The following is an 18,241-nucleotide window of genomic DNA, read 5'->3' as shown; positions in this document are numbered from 1 at the left end:
GAGTTCGGCTCCGAGCTGGCTAGGCTCCTCCGCGATGCAGCCCGACCCCCGGCCCGCCCTGGGCGAGACCCGTGCGGCGGGCAGCGGCGTGTCGGCCCTGCTGCTGGCGGCGACGCTCTTCTCCTTCGGCTTCGTGATCGTGAAGTCGGTCGGACTGCCGCCCGGCGCGATCGGGTTCTGGCGCACGCTGATCGGCGTCGTCGTGCTCGGACTGGCGTGCCTGGTGTGGCGCGTGCCGCGGCCCGTGAAGTTGCTGCCGGTGCTCGGCGCGGGGCTGTTCTTCGGCGTGCATCAACTGCTCTACATGGAGGCGACCGCGACCACGGCGATCGCGCACGTGACGTTGATCGGTGCGTTGCAGCCGCTGATCGTCGCCGTGGTCAGCCACCGCGCGGTGGGGGAGCGTCCGCCGCCGGCCCTCGTGTGGTGGGCGCTCGTCGCACTGCTCGGCGTCGTGCTGGTCGTGCGCGCGAACCTCGGCGCGCCGAGTCGCAGCCTCGAGGGCGACCTGCTCAGCGTCGCGAACGTGCTCGTCTTCACGGTCTTCTTCCTGTTCTGCAAGCGCGCGCGGCAACAGGGCACACACGTCCTGACCCTGACCACCGCCATGACGTTCGTGGCGATGTTGGTCGTCGCGCCGTCGTTGCTCCTGGCCGAGGCCGTGCTTCCGACGAGCGGTTGGCAGTGGTTCCTGATCGCGGCGCTGGCTCTCGGACCCGGCAACGGACACCTGCTCGTGAACTGGGCCCACCGGCGCGTGACCGTGGCCTTCGCGTCGCTCGTGTTGACGGCCGTTCCACTGCTCGCCGGCCTGTGGGCGCACCTCGTGCTGGACGAGCCGTTCGGGCCGGAGCACGTGCTGGGCGCCGTCGTCGTCGCGATCGCGATCGAGGGGGCGCGGCGGGCCGAATCCGCCCGTCACGCCCCCGCGTAGGCCTGCTTCAGCCACATCTTCACGGCGGCGTCCACGTCCTTCGCCGACTCGAGGCGCACGCGGTGGGTGCACATCGAATTCCACGAGCCCGAGGCTTCGAGGCGGCCCTGCGGTTCGACGCCCTTCAGGTTCAGGCCCAGGTCGACGCGCGTCTTCGTCGACGGCTGGATCAGCGCGAACTGCTTCGAGCGGCGCAGGCTGACGTAGGCCTTCTTCGGCGCGACCTCCACGTCCCTGCCGAGCTTCGCTACCACCGCCATCAGCGCGTCGAACACGGGCTTCAGGTCGGCCTTCGCTCCCGCGTACTGGGCGGCGACCAGGTCGTCGTCGTCCGTGTGCGCCGCCGCCGACCCCAGGTGTTCGTGCGCGACCAGGTTGGCGAAGCCGTGCGTCATCCCGTGCTCGGTCTCGAGGTGCTTCACGATCTCGCCGTGCTTCGCCAGCTTCGACTTCTTCGCGACGGCGAGCCACTGCGCGAGCGTCTTGCCGGTCTTCTCCTTCAGGTTGGCCTTCATGGCCGCGGCCATCTCGGCGGGGGACTTCGCCATGGGTCGGTGGGGATGGGGTCGGTGGGGATCGGCGTGGGGAGCGGAACCTGTGCGTCGCCCAGTCTGTCCGAGCGGGGCCGGCCGCGCACTCTCGACGTGACAGACCAGTCATCTCGAACGCCCGGCACGGGGCCACCCGCCCCCTCGGAACGCACTTTCCTCCGATCGCTGCGATCCGCTCAAGCTCGACCTGTCGGGCGCTCGAATGGCCCGCTACGCTCCCATCGCGCCGCGGACACGCCGGGCGCGAACCACTCCGGGAGGGGACCGATCCGTTGACGAACCGCGAACTGGAAGAGCGGCGGCCGCAGGGCCGTAGCTGGGCACGATCGATCGACGGCGGTGACCACGGGTCGCGCACGTTCGGCGCACTGGCGCTCGCCGCCGCACTGGCCGCGACCGGACTGGTCGGGTGTGGTCCGTCGAACTCGCCGCGCACCGTTCCGGTCGGCGAGTCGCGGCCCTTCGTGGGCGACGGCGTCGACGCCGGTGTGAGCGAGGGCGAGCGCTTCGGCTTCGGGACGAACCCGGGCGCGGCCATGGGAGCGACCGCGGGCAGCGCTGGGGGAGTCACCTCCGGCGTCGCTCCGACCGCCTTCGACTACGACCTGCCCGAGGGCTGGACCACGCGCGCGACCACTTCGATGCGCGTCGTGAACCTGGTTGTCGCCCGCGACCCGCGCGCCGAGTGTTCGCTCGTGCTGCTCGGTGGCGACGGCGGCGGCCTGAAGGCGAACGTCGATCGCTGGCGCGGGCAGATGGGGCTCGCTCCGATGTCGGCCGTCGAGTTCGCCGCGCTCGACCACGCGCCGCTGCTCGGCCAGGACGCCGTGCGCATCGACTTCGCCGGCGCGTACTCGGGGATGGGCGGCGAAGCCATGAGCGGCTACCGCATGCTCGGCCTGATCGCCGTCTCGCCGGGCGGTTCGGCGTTCCTCAAGTTCACCGGCCCCGCCGACGTGGTGGGGGCCGAGGTCGAGGCCTTCTACGCGCTGGGTGCGAGTCTGCGCCCCGCCGGGACCGCTGCGACGGGTGCGGCACCCAGCGCCGACGCGACGGCCGCGGACACGGCCACGCCCGGCGGAACCGTGCCGGCCGGCACTCGCGAGGTGGGCGAGACCCTTTCGTGGATCGCGCCCGCCTCGTGGAAGCGCGGCGGCCCGCGGATGATGCGCGAAGTGACCTTCACCACCGATGCCAGCGGCGCGACCGAGTGCTACATCTCGTCACTCGGTGGCGACGGCGGCGGCATCCGCTCGAACTTCGATCGCTGGCGCGGACAGATGGGAGCGGAGCCTCTCAACGACCTGGAAGTGGCCGAACTGCCGCGCATCGACAGCCTGGGAACCCAGGCGATCCTGATCGAGATCAGCGGCTCGTTCACCGGGATGGGCGGCGAGCAGGTGCAGGACGCGCTGATGCTCGGCGCGGTCATCGCGCTCGACGACCGCACGATCTTCGTGAAGTTGATCGGCCCCGCCGCGTCGGCCGCCGCCGAGCGCGAGAACTTCCGCGCGTTCCTGGCCAGTCTGGAAACCGTCGACTGAGCTCCGGCTCGACCCACTCAGCATGAAAGCCGTCCGCAGCATCGGAACGCGCCTCGTCGCGTTCTTCTCGTCGCTCTCGCTCGCGGGCGTGCTCCTGTGCCTGCTCGCACTGTTGACGTTCCTCGGAACGCTCGAGCAGGCCGAGTTCGGGCTCTACGAGGTCCAGCGCAAGTACTTCGAGTCGCTCTTCCTGCTGCACGACGCGGGGCCGGTCACGATTCCGCTGCCCGGTGGCGCGCTGGTGATGGGGCTCCTGTTCGTGAACCTGTTGGTCGGTGGCGTCGCGCGCCTGCGCCGTGGACTCGGCACGGCCGGCGTCCTGACCGCGCACCTGGGCATGTTGATCATGCTCGTCGCCGGCTTCGTGAAGTACGCGACCGGCGTCGAGGGCCACGTCACCCTGTACGAGGGCGACGAGCGCAACTGGTTCCAGAGCTACACCGAGACCGAGCTGGCGATCGTCGAGCTGCGTCCGAACGGCGCGCCGACCCAGGAGTGGACGGTCGCGGACGACGAGCTGCGCGGCGCGGGGCCGGGTGCCGAGGTGGCGCTGTCGGGTCTGCCGTTCGGGCTCGAGGTGACGCACTGGTTCGAGAACGCGAACGCGCTGCCGAAGGGCCCGATGTTCGACGTGGACGTGCCGGTGGTCGCGGGTCTGTTCCTGCAGGGTCGACCGAAAGCGGCGCAAGCCGAGCGCAACGCGGCGGGTGGCTACGTGGTCGTGACGGGCCCCGACGGAATCCGGCGCACCGGCATGCTGTGGGCCTTCGACTCGGCGCCGTGGACCGTGCAGGTCGGTGAGCGGACCTTCGCGCTCGACGTGCGCCGCGAGCGCTATCCGATGCCGTTCGACGTGCGCCTCGACGACTTCAAGAAGGAGGACCACCCCGGCACGTCGATGCCGGCCTGGTTCTCGAGCGACGTGACCGTGACCGACCGGATGAGCGGCGACGACGTGTCGCGCCCGGTGCTGATCTCAATGAACGAACCGCTGCGCGAGGAGGGTCTCGTGCTCTACCAGGCCTCCTGGGGACCCTCGAACGCGCGCCCCGGGGACCCGTTGTTCTCGACCCTCGCCGTCGTCAGGAACCCCGCCGACCAATGGCCCTTCTATTCGTGCGTCGTGATCGCCGCGGGACTGTTGTTCCATTTCGGGCGCAAACTGAAGCTGCACGTGCGGCGGGAGCTGGCCAAGTGATGGGACGCCTTTCGACACTCGTTCTCACGCTGGCTCTGTTGGTCGTCGCCGCCGCTCCGCTGCGCGCGCAACAACCGGCCACGAACCCGCACGGCGCCGCGCCCCACGGTCTGCTGACGCCCGCGCCCGAGTTCCTTCCGGCTCCGTGGAGCGACGCGGCGACCGACGGCCTCGGCGCGCTGCCGATCCAGGAAGGCGGGCGCGTGAAGCCCCTGTCCACGTTCGCCGGCTTCACGCTGCTGCGACTGACCGGACGGCGTTCGGTCGTGCTGGACGACGGCACGAAGCTCGGGCCCGACGCGTTCATGATGGAGGCGCTCGTGCGCCCCGAGGTGGCCGCGAGCATGCCGCTGTTCCTGGTGGCCGAAGGTGCCGCGATCGACGCGATCGGCCTCGACTCGACCATCAAGAAGCGGCGCGCGCGCTGGAGCTTCAGCGAGCTGCAGCCGGCCGTGCCGAAGCTGTTCGAACTGGCCCACGAGTGGAGTCGGATCGAACCCGCCGAGCGCACCGCCGTCCAGCAGCAGACCGTGCGCCTGGCCGAAGCGGTGCACCAGTTCCTCGACATCGGGGGCTTCCTCGACTTCGGTCGCGTGGACCTGCCCGTGGCGCGCACCGGGCGTCTGGCCGAGCTGCTCGGCACGGACACCGGAAGGGTGCGCTACTCGCAGTTGGCCGCGGCCGGCACGCGCATCGGCGAGCTGTACCGCGAACTCGCGGCCGATCAGGATCCGCTGGCGCGCGAAGAGTTGCGCGCGATCGACGGTCTGCTGCGGCTGGCCGCCGAACTGGGACGCGCGGCGAACGGTCTCGCGTTGATCCCCCCGGCGGGGACGGCCGACGACGCTCCGACCTGGCGCAATCCCGGCGAGGTCCTGAGCGCCGCGCTCGACGGCGAACCGGTGGCGCCGTACGAGATCGAGGCCCTGCGCGGTTTCGAGGCGCTGGCACGCGCCATGGACGACGGAGCGGCCATCGCGGCCGTCGCGACGCTCGACGCCAGCACCCGCGCGGCGGCTCGCGCGCGCGGCGAGGGTCTGAAGAACGACCTCGAGCGCAGCTACTACGCCGCGAAGCCGCTCACCTGGTCGGTCATGGCGTTCGTGCTGGCCTTCGTCTTCGCCGCGATCACCTGGCTGCGTCCGCGCGCCAAGCTGCCGTACCGCATCTGCTCGGTCCTCTCCTGGACCGGCCTCGCGTTCCTGATTGGCGCGATCGTCGTGCGCTGCATCATTCGCGGGCGCCCGCCGGTCAGCACGCTGTACGAGACCGTGCTGTTCGTGACGGCGACCGGCGTGCTGCTCGGGCTCGTCACCGAGCTGATCGATCGCCGGCGCATCGCGGTCTCGGCCTCGGCGGCGCTCGGCTTCGTGGGGCTGTTCCTGGCGGGTGGCTACGAGAAGCTCGACGCGAAGGACACGATGCCCGAACTGGTCGCCGTGCTCGACACGAACTTCTGGCTCGCGACGCACGTGACGACGATCACGATCGGCTACGCGGCCGGGATGCTCGCGGCCTTGCTCGGCAGCATCTACGTGGTGCTGCGCCTGTTCCGCCAACGCTCGTCGTCGCCCGAGACCTTCAAGTCGCTCACGCGCATGGTCTACGGCACGATCTGCTTCGGCGTCATCTGCAGCCTCGTCGGCACGATCCTCGGCGGTCTGTGGGCGAACGACTCGTGGGGGCGCTTCTGGGGTTGGGACCCGAAGGAGAACGGCGCGCTGCTGATCTGCCTGGCGATGACCGCGATCCTGCACGGACGCATGAGCGGCCACCTGAAGGAGCTGGGCATCTGCGTCGCGGCGGCATTCGGAGGCACCGTCGTCGCGTTCAGTTGGTGGGGCGTCAACCTGCTCGGCGTCGGCCTGCACAGCTACGGCTTCACGAGCGGCGTCTCGAAGGCCCTGTGGATCTACTACGGCCTGCAGTGGACCGTTTGCGCGCTGGGCGGCGTCGTCTGGTTGCGCGCGAAGATGCAGGCGCGCGTGCGTCGCGAGGTGGCGGCCCAGGTGGCGGCCGCGAAGGACTCGCCGGCGGCGGCGTGAGACTCTGAGCTCCGCTCGCGTGCGCGTCGCCACGAAGCCTGGTCGACGCGCGCGCCCGCCACCCCGAAACTCGGCCCCCGCCCTCAAGAACGGCCTCCACCGCGGCCGATCGGGCCACATCGGCCCGCCGCACGCGGGCGCCGCGCGACCCCGTCGCGACGGCTCGTTCAGGCACACAGGGGGCAGGGAAGGCCCCGTCGTCATGGTTTCGTTCCAGGCTTCCAAGATCGGCTTCGTGGGCGCGCTCGCGCTCGTCCTCACCGGGTGCATGGGCACCAAGCACGCCGTCGGCGTCCAGCAGATCGACGGGCTCGTGGGCCGCGTCGAACGCATCCACCTGGATGCCGAACTGTCGCGCGAACGCGTGCAGGACGCCGTCGAAGCCGTGCGCGCGATCGTCCGCGGCGAGTTCACCGGCGACGCGTCCGAGGCCTTCGAACAGTTCGTCGTCGCGATCGAGCGCAGCGAAGCCCAGGTCGACCGGATCCGCCAGAGCGTCGATCCGATGCAGGAACGCGCCGTCGAGGTCTACGAGGCCTGGTCCGAGGATCTCGCGTCGTTCACCAGCCCGACTCTGCGCGCGCGCTCGGAGGAACGCCGCAACCTCGCTGGCGAGCGCTACGCCCGCGTGCTCTACGCCATCCAGCCGACGCTCGATCAGCTCGACGCCTACAACCGCATCCTGCGCGACCACGCTCTGTTCCTGTCGTACGACCTGAACGCGTCGTCGGTCGTCGAACTCGAGCCCGAGCTGGAACTGCTGCGCGACGACGCCGAGGTGCTCGACGAGACCATCGACCAACTGCTGCGCGCCGCCGGCGACTTCGTCCGGGCCACCGCGCCGCTGGGCAAGGTCACGTTGAGCGGCGAAGCGATCACCGCGCGCTGAGCGGACACGCACCGCCCACGCGCCACGTGACCCACACCATCCGGAGTACCGGCTCCGCTTCTCGCGCGGAGCTGCGCTGACATGGGCTGGACGGTCCTCATCGGCCTCGTGTCGATCCTGGGCGTCGCGCTGTTCGGCGTGGTCGCCCAGCGTCGTGCGCGGCGCGGCGAACACGGGACCCTGGTCGAACGCCGCCGCGCCGAACACACCGGTGCGGCGAAGGCCGAACTGCAGCACCCGGTCGTCGACCTCAGCAACTGCCTGGGCTGTGGGTCGTGCGTGCGCGCGTGCCCCGAGGAGGGCGTTCTGGAGCTGCTGCACGGCCAGGCGGTCGTCGTGCGCGGCTCCGGTTGCGTCGGCACCGCGGCCTGCGCGCGCGAGTGCCCGACCGGCGCGATCACCGTCACGTTGACCGACCTGTCGACGCGGCGCGACGTTCCGGTGCTCGGCGAGGGCCTCGAAGCCGTCGGGCAAGAGGGGCTGTTCCTGGCGGGCGAGGTCACGGCCCACGCGCTGGTGAAGACGGCGGTCGACCACGGCGTGCTGGTGGCGGGCGAGGTGGCCGAGCGCATCGACGAGCTCGACGCGTGCGGCGCGCTCGACGACGACCCGGATCTGCTGGATCTCGTGATCGTCGGCGCGGGGCCGGGCGGACTTGCTTGCGCGCTCGAGGCCCAGCGCGTCGGCCTGCGCTTCTGCGTCATCGAGCGCGAGCACGACGTCGGCGGCACGGTGGCGCGCTATCCGCGGCGCAAGCTCGTCGCGACCCAGCCGATCGACCTGCCGCTGCACGGGAGGCTCGCTGCGCGCACGTACCTGAAGGAGGAGCTGATCGACCTGTGGCGTTCGCTCGTCGTCGACCACGAGCTGCCCGTCGAGACCGGCGTCACGTTCGAGGGCGTGACTCGCGACGCGGACGGCCTCTTCAGCGTCGCAGTCTCCGGTGTCGGGGGATCCGACGGCGTGCGCCGCGCGCGCCACGTGTGCCTCGCGATCGGTCGGCGCGGACTGCCGCGGCGCCTCGACGTGCCGGGCGAGGAGCTGGGCAAGGTGGCGTACAGCCTCCTCGACGCCGACGCCTACCAGTCGCGGCGCATCCTCGTCGTCGGCGGCGGTGACAGCGCGGTCGAGGCGGCTCTGGGTCTGACGGCGCGCGGCGCGAACGAGGTGACCCTGTCCTACCGCCGGCCCGACTTCTTTCGTTTGAAGCCGTCGAACGAGCGGCGCCTGGCCGAGGCGATGGCGAGCGGGCGCGTGCGCGTGCTGTTCGAGAGCGAGGTGGTCGCGATCGAGGAGGGCCTGGTGCGCCTGACGGTGCCGGCCGGGCGTGCGAACGGCGGCGTGGGTGGCGGCGCGAGCGTGCCGAGCCTCGTGCCCGGTGGACCGGGGCGCGCGCCGCTCGAGACGACGAGCACGAGCGCTGCACCGGGATCGCTCGCGGCGTCGAGCACGAGCGCAGCATCGCGACCGTTCGAGGCGTCGAACACGGGCGCCGGTCCGCGATCGTTCGATGCGTCCGACCCGAGCGTTGGCCGAGGTCCGAGCGGAGCCGCGAACACGAGCACCGCACCGGGATCGCTCGCGGCATCGAGCACGAGCGCAGCATCGGGGCCGTTCGAGGCGCCGAGCGCGGGCGCTGGCCCGCGCTCGCTCGAAGCGTCCAACTCGAACGCTGGACGAGGTCCGGGCGGAGCCGCGAACGCGAGCGCTGCGCCGGGATCGCTCGCGCCGTCGAGCGCGAGCTCGGCACCGCGCTCGATCGCCATCGCGACCGCCACCGCCGCCACCCGCGTCGAAGTCCTGCTGCGCAACGACGACGTCTTCGTCATGGCCGGAGGCACGCCGCCGATCGCTCAGCTCGAGGCCGCGGGCGTCTCGTTCGACCCGACCCTGCGCGCGCCGGCGCCCGAACTCGGCGAGCAGGGCACAGGGCTCGCGCGCGCGCTCGGAGCGGGCCTCGCCGTCGCGCTGTTCGGGCTCGCCTTCGCGCTCTGGCACCGCGACTACTACCTGCTCCCGATGCTGGAGCGCGCGACCCACCACAAGCACGACCTGCTGCGGCCCGGCCTCGGTCTGGGCCTGTGGCTCGGCATCGGTTCGATCGCGCTGATCACGGCGAACCTCGCCTACCTCGTACGCCGCAGTCCGCGCTTCCGGTTCCAGTTCGGCTCGCTCGCCAACTGGATGACCGTCCACGTGGCGACCGGCGTGCTGGCGCTGCTCACGGCCGTCATGCACTCGGGGCTCGAAGCGCGCGACACGCCCGGCGGCCACGCGCTGTGGGCCCTGGTGGCGATCTTCGCGACGGGCGTCGTCGGCCGCTACCTGTACGCGTGGGTGCCGCGCGCGGCGAACGGGCGCGAGCTCGAACTGGCCGAGGTGAACGGCCGGCTCGCGCGTCTGGCGGAAGGGCTCGACCGCGTCGATCCGCGGCTGGCGGCGCTCGTGCGCGACGAGATCGGCGGGCTGGTCGAGCGGCGGCAGTGGCGCACGTCGCTGCCCGCGCGGCTGCTCGCGCTCGTCGGTGCCGAGTCGGGTCTACGCCGGCTGGTGCGTCGCGTGCGTGAGGAAGGTGCGGCGTCCGGCCTCGCCGCCGATCAGATCGACGAGGTGGTCGCGCTCGCCCGCCGTGCGCACCGCTCGGCCCTGGCGACGGCGCACCTCGACGACCTGCGCGGGCTGATGGCGAGCTGGCGCTGGCTGCACCGCTGGGGCGCGGTGCTGCTCGTCGCGTTGATCGGTCTGCACGTGGTGTACGCGTTGGCCTACGGCGCGCACCTGTTCGGCGGGGGCGGGCGATGAGCCGCGATCGCAGAGCGGAGCGGGCGGCGCGGGCGGCGCGGGCGGCGCGGGGCGCGGAGTTCGAGCCGGAGCTCGAGCCGGAATTCGCACCCGCGAACGCAGCGCCCGCGCGCTCGGGTCTTGCGGCGCACTTGAGCCGTCCGCACCTGTGGATCGCGCTCTGTTCGATGGTGCTGGTCCTGTCGATCGGACTGGTGGACAGCGGTCGCACCTCGCCGGGCCCGTTGGCCTCGCCCCACGCGCGCGCCGGTGACCTCGCCGGTCCGAACGACTGCGCGAGTTGCCACGGCGGCCTGTTCCAGGACATGTCGGGCGCCTGTCTCGACTGCCACGACGCGATCGCCGAGCACTACGAGACGGGCCGCGGTCTGCACGGGCGCCTCGCGAGCGACCAGCGCAACTGCGCGAGCTGTCACTCCGACCACCACGGCGAGTCGTTCGCGATGGTGAACGCCACGTCGTTCCGCAAGGCGGGCGTGCCGGACGTGCAGGCCTTCGACCACGCGAGCATCGGGTTCGAGATGCGGGGCGCGCACCTCGAGCTGGACTGCACCGAGTGCCACGCGCACGCGTTCGACGAGGAGATCGGCGAGGGGCTGACGCGCTTCATCGGCCTGTCCCAGCGCTGTGCGAGCTGTCACGAGGATCCGCACGAGCCGACCCTGGGCACCACCTGCAACACCTGTCACGTGCAGGACTCGTTCGACGCGTTCTGGGCGCGCGGGCACGACGAGCACCTGCCGCTGGTGGGTGGGCACGCGGGGATCGGGTGTCGCGAGTGCCACGACGCGGGGGATCCGCACGCGCTCGAGGTGCTGGCGCGCGGGTTCGAACAGCCCGATGCGCGCGCGTGCCTCGACTGCCACGATTCACCGCACGGCGACGCGTTCGCGGTGGGGACGGCGCGGCTGGCGAGCACGAGTCTCGAGGCGAGCTGCGTGGTGTGCCACGAGGCCGAGCACACGTCGTTCCGGGACGAGGGCCTCGAGCTCAGCGCCGCCCAGCACGCGAAGAGCGGCTTTCCGATCGACGCGCCCCACGACGGGTCGACCTGCGCCGAGTGCCACGATCCGGGGCTTCTGACGTTCGAGGCGCGCTATCCGGGCCGCGATCGCGATTCGTGCGCGGCCTGTCACCAGGATCCGCACGGCGGCCAGTTCGACACCGGGCCGTTCGCGGCGCAGGGCTGTGTGGCCTGCCACGGTCGCGAGCGCTTCGAGCCGCACGGTTTCGACGTCGAGCTGCACGCGCGCACGGCGTTGCCGCTCGAGGGGAGTCACCTCGAGGCCGACTGCGAGGCCTGTCACGAGGTGGCGCACGCGGGCGAGCCGCGCCTGTTCCGCGGGACGAGCGACCAGTGTGCGAGCTGTCACGGCGACGCGCACACGGGCTTCTTCGACTCGCGGACGGCCGAGTTGGAGGCGGTGCAGCACGGTGACTGTGCGCGCTGTCACGACGCGACCAGTTTCGACGCGGTGGATCGGGACGCGTTCGACCACGGGCGGTGGACGGGGTTCCCGTTGGGTGGGTCGCACCTGGTGGAGGGGTGCGAGAGTTGTCACGTGCCGGGCGCGGTGGGGGACCGTCCTGCGACCGACGTCGCCGGGGCGTCCGAGGATGAACTGCTAGTCGGCACTCCTGGTGGCTCGGCGAGTTCGCTGCCGATCGACGCGGCCCGCCGCTTCGGTCGCGTGGATCCGCAGTTCGGTGACCTGCACGCGCTGCACGGCGGGTCGGAGGTCGGACTCGCGTGCGCCGCATGCCACGCCGATCCGCACGAGGGCCGTTTCGACGGTCCCGGTCTGCCGGCGCTGTTCGCCGAACGCGAGGGCTGTGCGCGCTGCCACACCGAGACGTCGTTCCGGGACCTGAGCCTGGGCTTCGACCACGGCCTGTGGACGGGCTTCCCGCTCGACGGCGCGCACGGGGCCGCGAACTGTTCGGACTGCCATGCGCCTCTGCGTCCGGCGACCGAGGCGGGGCGGACGTGGGCTCCGGCCGCGGGCCCGAACTGCGCCGACTGCCACCAGGACCCGCACGGCGGCCAGTTCGACGTGCCGTCAGCGGTGCCTGGTGCGGTGGCTCAGGCCGACTGCGCCAAGTGCCACGGCGACACGACCTCGTTCGCCAAGCTGCGCTTCCGACACAACTGGGACTCGCGCTTCAAGCTCGACGAGACCCATGCGGCGCTGGACTGTGCCCAGTGCCATTCCGTCGAGCCGATCGGCGGGGTGCCGATGGTGCGCTATGTCCCGTTGGGGACCGAGTGCACCGACTGCCACGGGGTGCGGGCGGGGTCGCTGCGGAAGGGAGCGGAGGGGCGGTGAGGGTGGACTGAGGAGCCTACCGCCTCGACAGCGACTTGTACCACTTGCGTGCGGTTGAGCCCCCCGACGCATCGTCATACCTGAAGCACTCAGCTAGGGCGTCGATAGAGCGGATCACGCCGCGGAGTGCATGAACTGAGAGACTACTTCCAGAACCCGTCTCGTAGTGGCTTACCCAGTTCCCGACAATAGCAGGCACATGCGAGGTGTCGAGGTCTTGCACCTGCTGACTCTCCAGCACGAGCGACCCCGCTTTCTTGTGGAGTTCGACGGCGGATCCGATAGCGTCGAGACAGTTGCTGACCATCCTTGACGTGTCTTTAATCGCAAAGTCTAACGGTACCGGGATGTCGACTTTCCGTATGACTTGCTGCAGTTTGTACTCCAGGTATTGCCGGATGAGCGGCTCGGCTTGCGATCCTTGGCCTGCGGAGAGCAGCGACTCAACGGTCGTCTTCAGGCGCTCCGCGCCCTGCGCCTGATGAAAGATGGCGCCCAAAGGCGGGGATCCCTGGAGCTTGTTGTGGCGCCAGTTGCTTGTCCCGCCGTGCCGGTCAAAATACTTCTCCAGCAAGCCATCGTGACTCAAGATGATGAACTGGAGTCCATTGATGTTCTGCGGTTGCTGTAGCCTCCTCCGTATCAGCTCCATTAGGAAGAATTGATGCCCTGCATCGAAGCTCGAGGTGACGTCATCAAGCACAACGAATCGCGGCGCGCCTGAGTGTACTTGCGCGGCGGCGAGGAAGATTGAGATCGCAAGCGCGTTTCGGTAGCTCTCCGATAACAGTGCCCGAGCGGACAGGCGGTGCTGTCCGTGAAAGTCACTAAGTTGAACGTGTAAATCTTCTCTGTCATCTGCACGGAGAAGGTCGGGGACTACGTCTCCAACTTGCATAATCTCGCGGAACATGGACTTATATTCCGCATCTATGCTCTGAATCCTGGCTCTGGATATGGCCTCCTCGGACCCGGAGAAGGTCGCCGTTGCATTCAAGATAAACGCCTTCCATCGCTCGCGAATATCAAGTCGCGCCTGATGCACGGCCTCTTCTAGCTGGCTTTCTCGGTAGCGTTCTAGGGCGACTTTAAACTGAAGCCCATACTCGACCTGCTCCGTGAGGTGGACTAGCGAAGCCGGTAGTTCCCTTTCAAGCGCCTCCCTTCGGGCCTGTGCCGCCTCCAACGCGCTAGCGACTCTTTCCGTGAGAGTGGTTGTCCATGTCGCCGCGTCAGCAAGATTGCCCTTGGAGATATCGCCCGACGTGATATTCGCATCGAGCATGGGCAACTGCCGGGTATCTGGCGCAACGTCAAGGGGCGCTGCCTCTTCATGGGCCGAGAGGCATTTCTTCCATGCGGACGCCTGCCACGTGTCTTTGATCTCTGAGGTCGTGAGGGCCGCATCCGCATACTGGGCGAGTTGCTCAACGACATGTTCGCTTAAGTTCGAGCCAAGGTCGCTCTCGCACAGCGGGCACTTCTCGTCTTCTGCCCAGCCGCCGTTCGAGATCACATCGCTGGCGCACTCATACAGGCGCTTGAATATGTCGCCGCGGGTCAAGGCAAGCAGTCTGTCCCGGTCGTCGATCAGCACTCCAATGTCGTGCTGCTCGATTGCTACCGTTGCGAGGTCGTAGGCGGCAAGTGCTTCGAGCTCTACGATAGACTCGATTGTCTTCTCAAGTTCTCGTCGCTTCTCTCCCGTTTCGGCCGACCTGATTGCCGCCTTGACTTCTCCAAAATCTACATCGTGCAGGCCTTTTTCGAGAATGTGGGTCTTTAGAAGTTCCACGCCGCCAAGTGCTGCGGTGACTGCATCAGCGCATTCGTCGAGCCTGTCTACGTCTTTGAGAGGTTTGCCTGTAACTCTCTCGTAGCTCGACGTCAATGTCACGAGAGCCTGCTGTGCGGCCTTTTGTGCAGCGCTGATCGCTGTAGCTAAGACCTTGATCTCAAGGTCGGTGTTGAGGGCGCGGGAATCGGAGGCAGCCTGGAGAGCCTGCCTGCACTCAGAGTAGTCGGCTAGGCCGAGGAGGGCCGAGAATGTCCGCCCTCTTTCCAAGGGCGATTCTTCGATGAAGCGAGAAAACGTCCTGTAATCGAGAAGTGCAAACGCCTCCTTGAGCGTTGAAAGGAAGGTCTCAGGATCGGGGTGTCCGCTCGGGCTCGTGACTGTTCGGCTTCCGAGCGCGTCGCGGTCAATTCGAATGGATAAGGGGGGGGCGCCGTCGTCAGGTTGGAACTGCAGGGTAATCGAGGCGGATTGCTTGGAATGGAAGCGGTTGCAGAAGTAGTCCTGCGGCCGTTCCTGCGCCTGGAGTAGCTGGAGCTTCGGGATCGTTCCGTGAATGGCGAAGCACAGCGCCTCGAAGATGGATGTCTTTCCGGTGCCGTTGACTGCAAAAATTGAGTTGACGGAGTTTGGGTCGAATTGAAGGTCAAGCGGGTCGTTCTCGTTGTTGATGCCGCGGAAGCCCTCGATGGTGAGCCGCGTGAGGAAGTAGCGCGGCATTATGCTTCGCCTTCCGTCTTAGTCGCCTCTAGAAGCGAATCCAACGCGATCGCCACCTTGGTGTTGAATTCGCTACGCGCCTTGGAGTTTCGTTGACCGTCGCGGACGATCGCGATCAGTGCGTCCCAATTGTCGCGTAGAATGGCGGCCATGTCTGCGTCAACTTCCTCAAGGCTCATGAGGAACGTTGCACAATTCTCCCGGAAGCTCTTAGGCTCAGCTAGCTGAGCGCTTGTAGGCTGTTCGCCTTGATCGTTCATTTTGCCAGACTAAAGCGTGTTCGAAGGCTCCGAGTAGTCCCGCGATGGCCCAGCTGATCCGGGTAGCGACAGTGCCGTGCCAGCGAGATGCGGGGCGCCAGCTAGCGATCTGGGGCGATTCATTGAGCGCTGAGGGGTGGGGAGGGGTGCTTGCGCGGACCTGACGATTGAAGAGTCTAGCAAGCTATGTGGATTGACGTCTTTTCGCCTTTGGTCGGTCCTCCAGCCATTCCTTGATGTGGTGCCTGGTCGAGTCTTCTACGGGGGAGCGTGAGCAGCCGCGTGCTCGAATCGGATTGAGCGTCGGATTGTGGGTCCGCGGTTCCGCCACCCTACTTCCCCCAACTCGCCTCCGCCCAGCCCCCTCCCACAGCCGATAGCCCCCCTCGACGGAGCCTGGAGGGCGGTGTCGATGAGGGGGTCCTGGACGAACAATGCGGCCCGAGCCGCCACGGAGGGGGCAATCCGCCTCGGCTCACTTGGTGGCCTTGGCCTGGGCCGCACCTGCCTGGGCGGGCTGTGCATGGCGACGCTCGTCGCGGGTCCGGGTCTCGCCCAGGGCGTGGTCGAGAGCGCCGAGGCGGCTGAACCGCTGGCTGGGCCACGGACGGCCACCGGCGAGGAGGCCCGCACCGAGCCCGACGACGAGGTCCGGGTCGCCCTGCGGGTCACGAACGTGCTCGGGAGCGGGCGCGCGACGGTGGACCGGGGGGCTGTGGACGGGCTCGAGGTGGGGGACGTGGTCTGGCTCACCCCGCGCGAGGGCGGGCGCTTCCGGGCCGACGTGCGCTCGGTGAACGAGCGCTCGGCCGTGATCGAGATGGCCACCGCCACCTTCGTGCCCGTGGCCGGCACGCCGGGTGAAGCGCTGCTGCCCGCCGAGCGATTTAGCGATCAAAACGCGGAAGCGACGATCGGGGCTGAAGGCGCGGGGAGCTCGGGCTCGGGCGCCAGCGGTCAGGGAGCAGGAGAAGGAGCCGGTGACGGCGTCAACACGGGAGCGGGCACCGACGGCACCGCAGGCGACACCGCGGCCGGCGCCAAGGCGACCGGCACCGGCACCGGAACCAGCGCCCCAACCACCCCCACCCCCACCCGCCCCGGCTCCATCTGGACGCGCGAGGACGACGGCTTCACCGACGACCAACCGCTCCTCGCCGGCATGCGCGCCGTCCGGCCCTCCGACCGCACGCCCTTCATGAGCGGCCGCATCTACGTGGCCGCCGACGGACGCATCACCAGCGACGCCGGCCGCTCCGAATACTTCACCCGCGTCGGCACCGACCTCGCCTACGAGAACCCGTTCGGGCGCGGGGGGCTGTTCGAGCTGGGCGTCGAGCTCGACCGCCGCCACTTCGACCGGCCCGAGCTCGACGACATCTCCGACACCGAGCTGCGCTTCGAACGACTCTCCTACTCGCTCGGCGGCACGCGCTTCGGCGACGACCGCCTGCGCTTCGGCCGCTTCCTGCAAGGGGGCATGGCGGAGTTCGGCGTGCTCGACGGCGTCGAGTGGAGCCGCGCGACCTCCGAGAACCACGCGTTCGGCGCCAGCGTCGGCTTCATGCCCGAACCGGACGCCGAGTTCGAGAGCGGCAAGGACTTCCAGCTCGCCGGCTGGTGGCGCTGGGTCTCCGAGGCAACCGAACTGGCCGCGTTCCAGGTCGGCTACCAGCGCTCGTTCCACAACGGCACCGCCGACCGCGACCTCGTCGTCGCGAAGGGCCACTTCCTGCCGCGCGCCGGGTGGCGGACCGTCGGATCCATGTGGATCGACTTCTACAGCGCGAACGACGACCCGAAAGGCGCGGGCCCCGAGGTCACGCGCCTCTACCTGACCACCTCGCCCTACACCGCGGGACGCTACGGCCTCGACCTCACCTACTCGTTCCAGCGCTACCCGTACACCGACCGCGACAACGTGCTGCAGGCCTTCGTCGAGCCCGCCGTCATCGCCGACGAGCGCGTCCACCGCCTGGGCGCCGACGCCTGGGCACCGCTGTCCGACGCCGTGCGCCTCGTCGGCCGCGCGGGCCTGTGGAACGACTCGGACGAGGACGGGGGCGACGGCGAGTTGGGCGTCGACGTGGACACGGCGTTCGGGACGGGCTTCGGCTCGGTCACCGGGGCGCGCTCCGGCGTGCGCGTCGTCGCCTTCGCGTCGTCGGGCTCGTTCACGAACGTCTGGGGCGCGCGGCTGCGGCTCTCGACCGGCGGCGACCGCACGTCCTACGACCTGTTCTACGAGCTCGCCAACTATCGCCAGCGCGGCTTCGACGACGACAACGACGACTTCGTCCAGCACCGCGTGCGCGCGAGCGCGACCTGGCGCCCCACCGACCTGCTGTCGATCAACACCTACCTCGACGGCACCAACTACAACTCCGAGAACGGCCTCGCGGCCGGGGTGTTCGCCCAATGGAGCTTCTGAAACGACTCTGGCGAGCGGTGCCGCGCGAGGTGCGCGTGCCGGCCGTCGTCATGGCCCTGTCCGGACTGCTGTACGCCTGTGCGTTGCAGCGCACGGGCGGGCTCGAGGTGCACCGCTGGCAGGCCGGGCTCGGTCCCGTCGTGCCGCACGACACGTTCCCGACCGACTGCGCGCTGTGCCACGAGGGCGGCAGCTGGAACGAGCTGCGCGCGGACTTCGAGTTCGACCACGCGGCCGAGACCGGCGTGCCGCTGCACGGGTCGCACACCGCCGCCCAGTGCCTGCGCTGCCACAACGATCGCGGCGCCGTGCAGGTGTTCGCCGACCGCGGGTGCGCCGGGTGCCACGAGGACGTCCACCAGGGGCAACTGGGCGCGCGCTGCGACGACTGCCACGACCAGGTCACGTGGATCGCGAAGGGCATGGTCGAGTACCACTCGCGGACGCGCTTCCCGCTCAACGGCGTGCACGCGATCACGTCCTGCGCGCGCTGCCACAAGGGGAACGACGTGGGCCGATTCGCACCGACCGACCCCGAGTGCGTGAGCTGTCACTACGAGAACCTGCTCGAGGCGCAGCTGCCGGACCACTTCGCGTTCGGGTGGGTCAACAACTGCGACGACTGCCACCAGCCAACGACGTGGCAGCAGGCGTCGGGGTTCTGACGCGGCGGGGGCGTCGCGGGCGAACGTTCGTCGCCCCGACCGATCCCGAGCATGTGAGCTGGAACGACGACGACCTGCTC

At 69.4% G+C, this 18,241-nt stretch carries 12 protein-coding genes; 9 read left to right on the top strand and 3 right to left on the bottom strand.

Going from position 1 to position 18,241, the window contains the following annotated elements; all coding sequences use genetic code 11:
- The first annotated feature begins 34 nt into the window (after window positions 1–34).
- Window positions 35–934 (top strand): DMT family transporter, encoded by a 900-nt coding sequence (locus Pla163_RS16095; RefSeq protein ID WP_145190866.1) that lies wholly within the window; start codon window positions 35–37, stop codon window positions 932–934.
- Here the strand turns inward: Pla163_RS16095 and Pla163_RS16090 are convergent.
- On the bottom strand, window positions 919–1,482 hold the full coding sequence (locus Pla163_RS16090) for a DUF4287 domain-containing protein (protein ID WP_145190863.1): 564 nt from the start codon (window positions 1,480–1,482) through the stop codon (window positions 919–921). The genes Pla163_RS16095 and Pla163_RS16090 overlap by 16 nt on opposite strands.
- Before the next feature lie 275 nt (window positions 1,483–1,757).
- Here Pla163_RS16090 and Pla163_RS19195 point away from each other — a divergent pair, with 275 nt between their 5' ends.
- The 6 genes from Pla163_RS19195 to Pla163_RS16060 all read left to right on the top strand — a co-directional run bounded on the left by Pla163_RS19195 (window position 1,758) and on the right by Pla163_RS16060 (window position 12,290).
- Window positions 1,758–3,029, top strand: coding sequence for a hypothetical protein (locus tag Pla163_RS19195; RefSeq protein WP_419186036.1), 1,272 nt, complete (start codon window positions 1,758–1,760; stop codon window positions 3,027–3,029).
- A 22-nt stretch (window positions 3,030–3,051) separates the two neighbouring features.
- Window positions 3,052–4,227, top strand: coding sequence for a cytochrome c biogenesis ResB family protein (locus Pla163_RS16080; RefSeq protein ID WP_145190859.1), 1,176 nt, complete (start codon window positions 3,052–3,054; stop codon window positions 4,225–4,227).
- Window positions 4,227–6,272 (top strand): cytochrome c biogenesis protein, encoded by a 2,046-nt coding sequence (locus tag Pla163_RS16075; RefSeq protein WP_145190856.1) that lies wholly within the window; start codon window positions 4,227–4,229, stop codon window positions 6,270–6,272. The genes Pla163_RS16080 and Pla163_RS16075 overlap by 1 nt, the downstream gene beginning before the upstream one ends.
- A 202-nt stretch (window positions 6,273–6,474) precedes the next feature.
- On the top strand, window positions 6,475–7,161 hold the full coding sequence (locus tag Pla163_RS16070) for a DUF2959 family protein (RefSeq protein ID WP_145190853.1): 687 nt from the start codon (window positions 6,475–6,477) through the stop codon (window positions 7,159–7,161).
- 81 nt (window positions 7,162–7,242) lie between these two features.
- The gene (locus Pla163_RS16065; protein WP_145190850.1) at window positions 7,243–9,963 is read left to right on the top strand and encodes an NAD(P)-binding domain-containing protein; all 2,721 of its coding nucleotides are present in this window, start codon (window positions 7,243–7,245) and stop codon (window positions 9,961–9,963) included.
- Window positions 9,964–10,094: 131 nt separating this feature from the next.
- Window positions 10,095–12,290, top strand: a complete 2,196-nt coding sequence (locus tag Pla163_RS16060; RefSeq protein ID WP_145190847.1) for a cytochrome c3 family protein — start codon at window positions 10,095–10,097, stop codon at window positions 12,288–12,290.
- Window positions 12,291–12,306: 16 nt separating this feature from the next.
- On the opposite strand, the gene Pla163_RS16055 is transcribed toward Pla163_RS16060, so the two are convergent.
- Together Pla163_RS16055 and Pla163_RS16050 are read right to left on the bottom strand one after the other, a co-directional pair.
- Entirely contained in the window at window positions 12,307–14,805 is a 2,499-nt protein-coding gene (locus tag Pla163_RS16055; RefSeq protein WP_145190845.1) for an ATP-binding protein, read from the bottom strand.
- Window positions 14,805–15,065: a hypothetical protein gene (locus Pla163_RS16050; RefSeq protein ID WP_145190842.1), complete on the bottom strand. Its 261-nt coding sequence runs from the start codon at window positions 15,063–15,065 to the stop codon at window positions 14,805–14,807. Before Pla163_RS16050 ends, Pla163_RS16055 begins: the two co-directional genes overlap by 1 nt.
- Window positions 15,066–15,588: 523 nt before the next feature.
- Between Pla163_RS16050 and Pla163_RS16045 the strand changes: the two genes are divergently transcribed.
- Together Pla163_RS16045 and Pla163_RS16040 are read left to right on the top strand one after the other, a co-directional pair.
- Complete coding sequence (locus tag Pla163_RS16045; protein WP_145190839.1) at window positions 15,589–17,496, top strand: hypothetical protein; 1,908 nt, start codon at window positions 15,589–15,591, stop codon at window positions 17,494–17,496.
- Complete coding sequence (locus Pla163_RS16040) at window positions 17,484–18,161, top strand: cytochrome c3 family protein (protein ID WP_145190836.1); 678 nt, start codon at window positions 17,484–17,486, stop codon at window positions 18,159–18,161. The genes Pla163_RS16045 and Pla163_RS16040 overlap by 13 nt, the downstream gene beginning before the upstream one ends.
- Window positions 18,162–18,241 lie beyond the last annotated feature (80 nt).

The sequence above is a fragment of the Rohdeia mirabilis genome (assembly GCA_007750655.1).
In the GTDB taxonomy this organism is placed as follows: Bacteria; Planctomycetota; UBA1135; order UBA1135.
The sequence above is the reverse complement of the archived record's forward strand: the minus strand, read 5'-3'. Positions and strand labels throughout refer to the sequence as shown.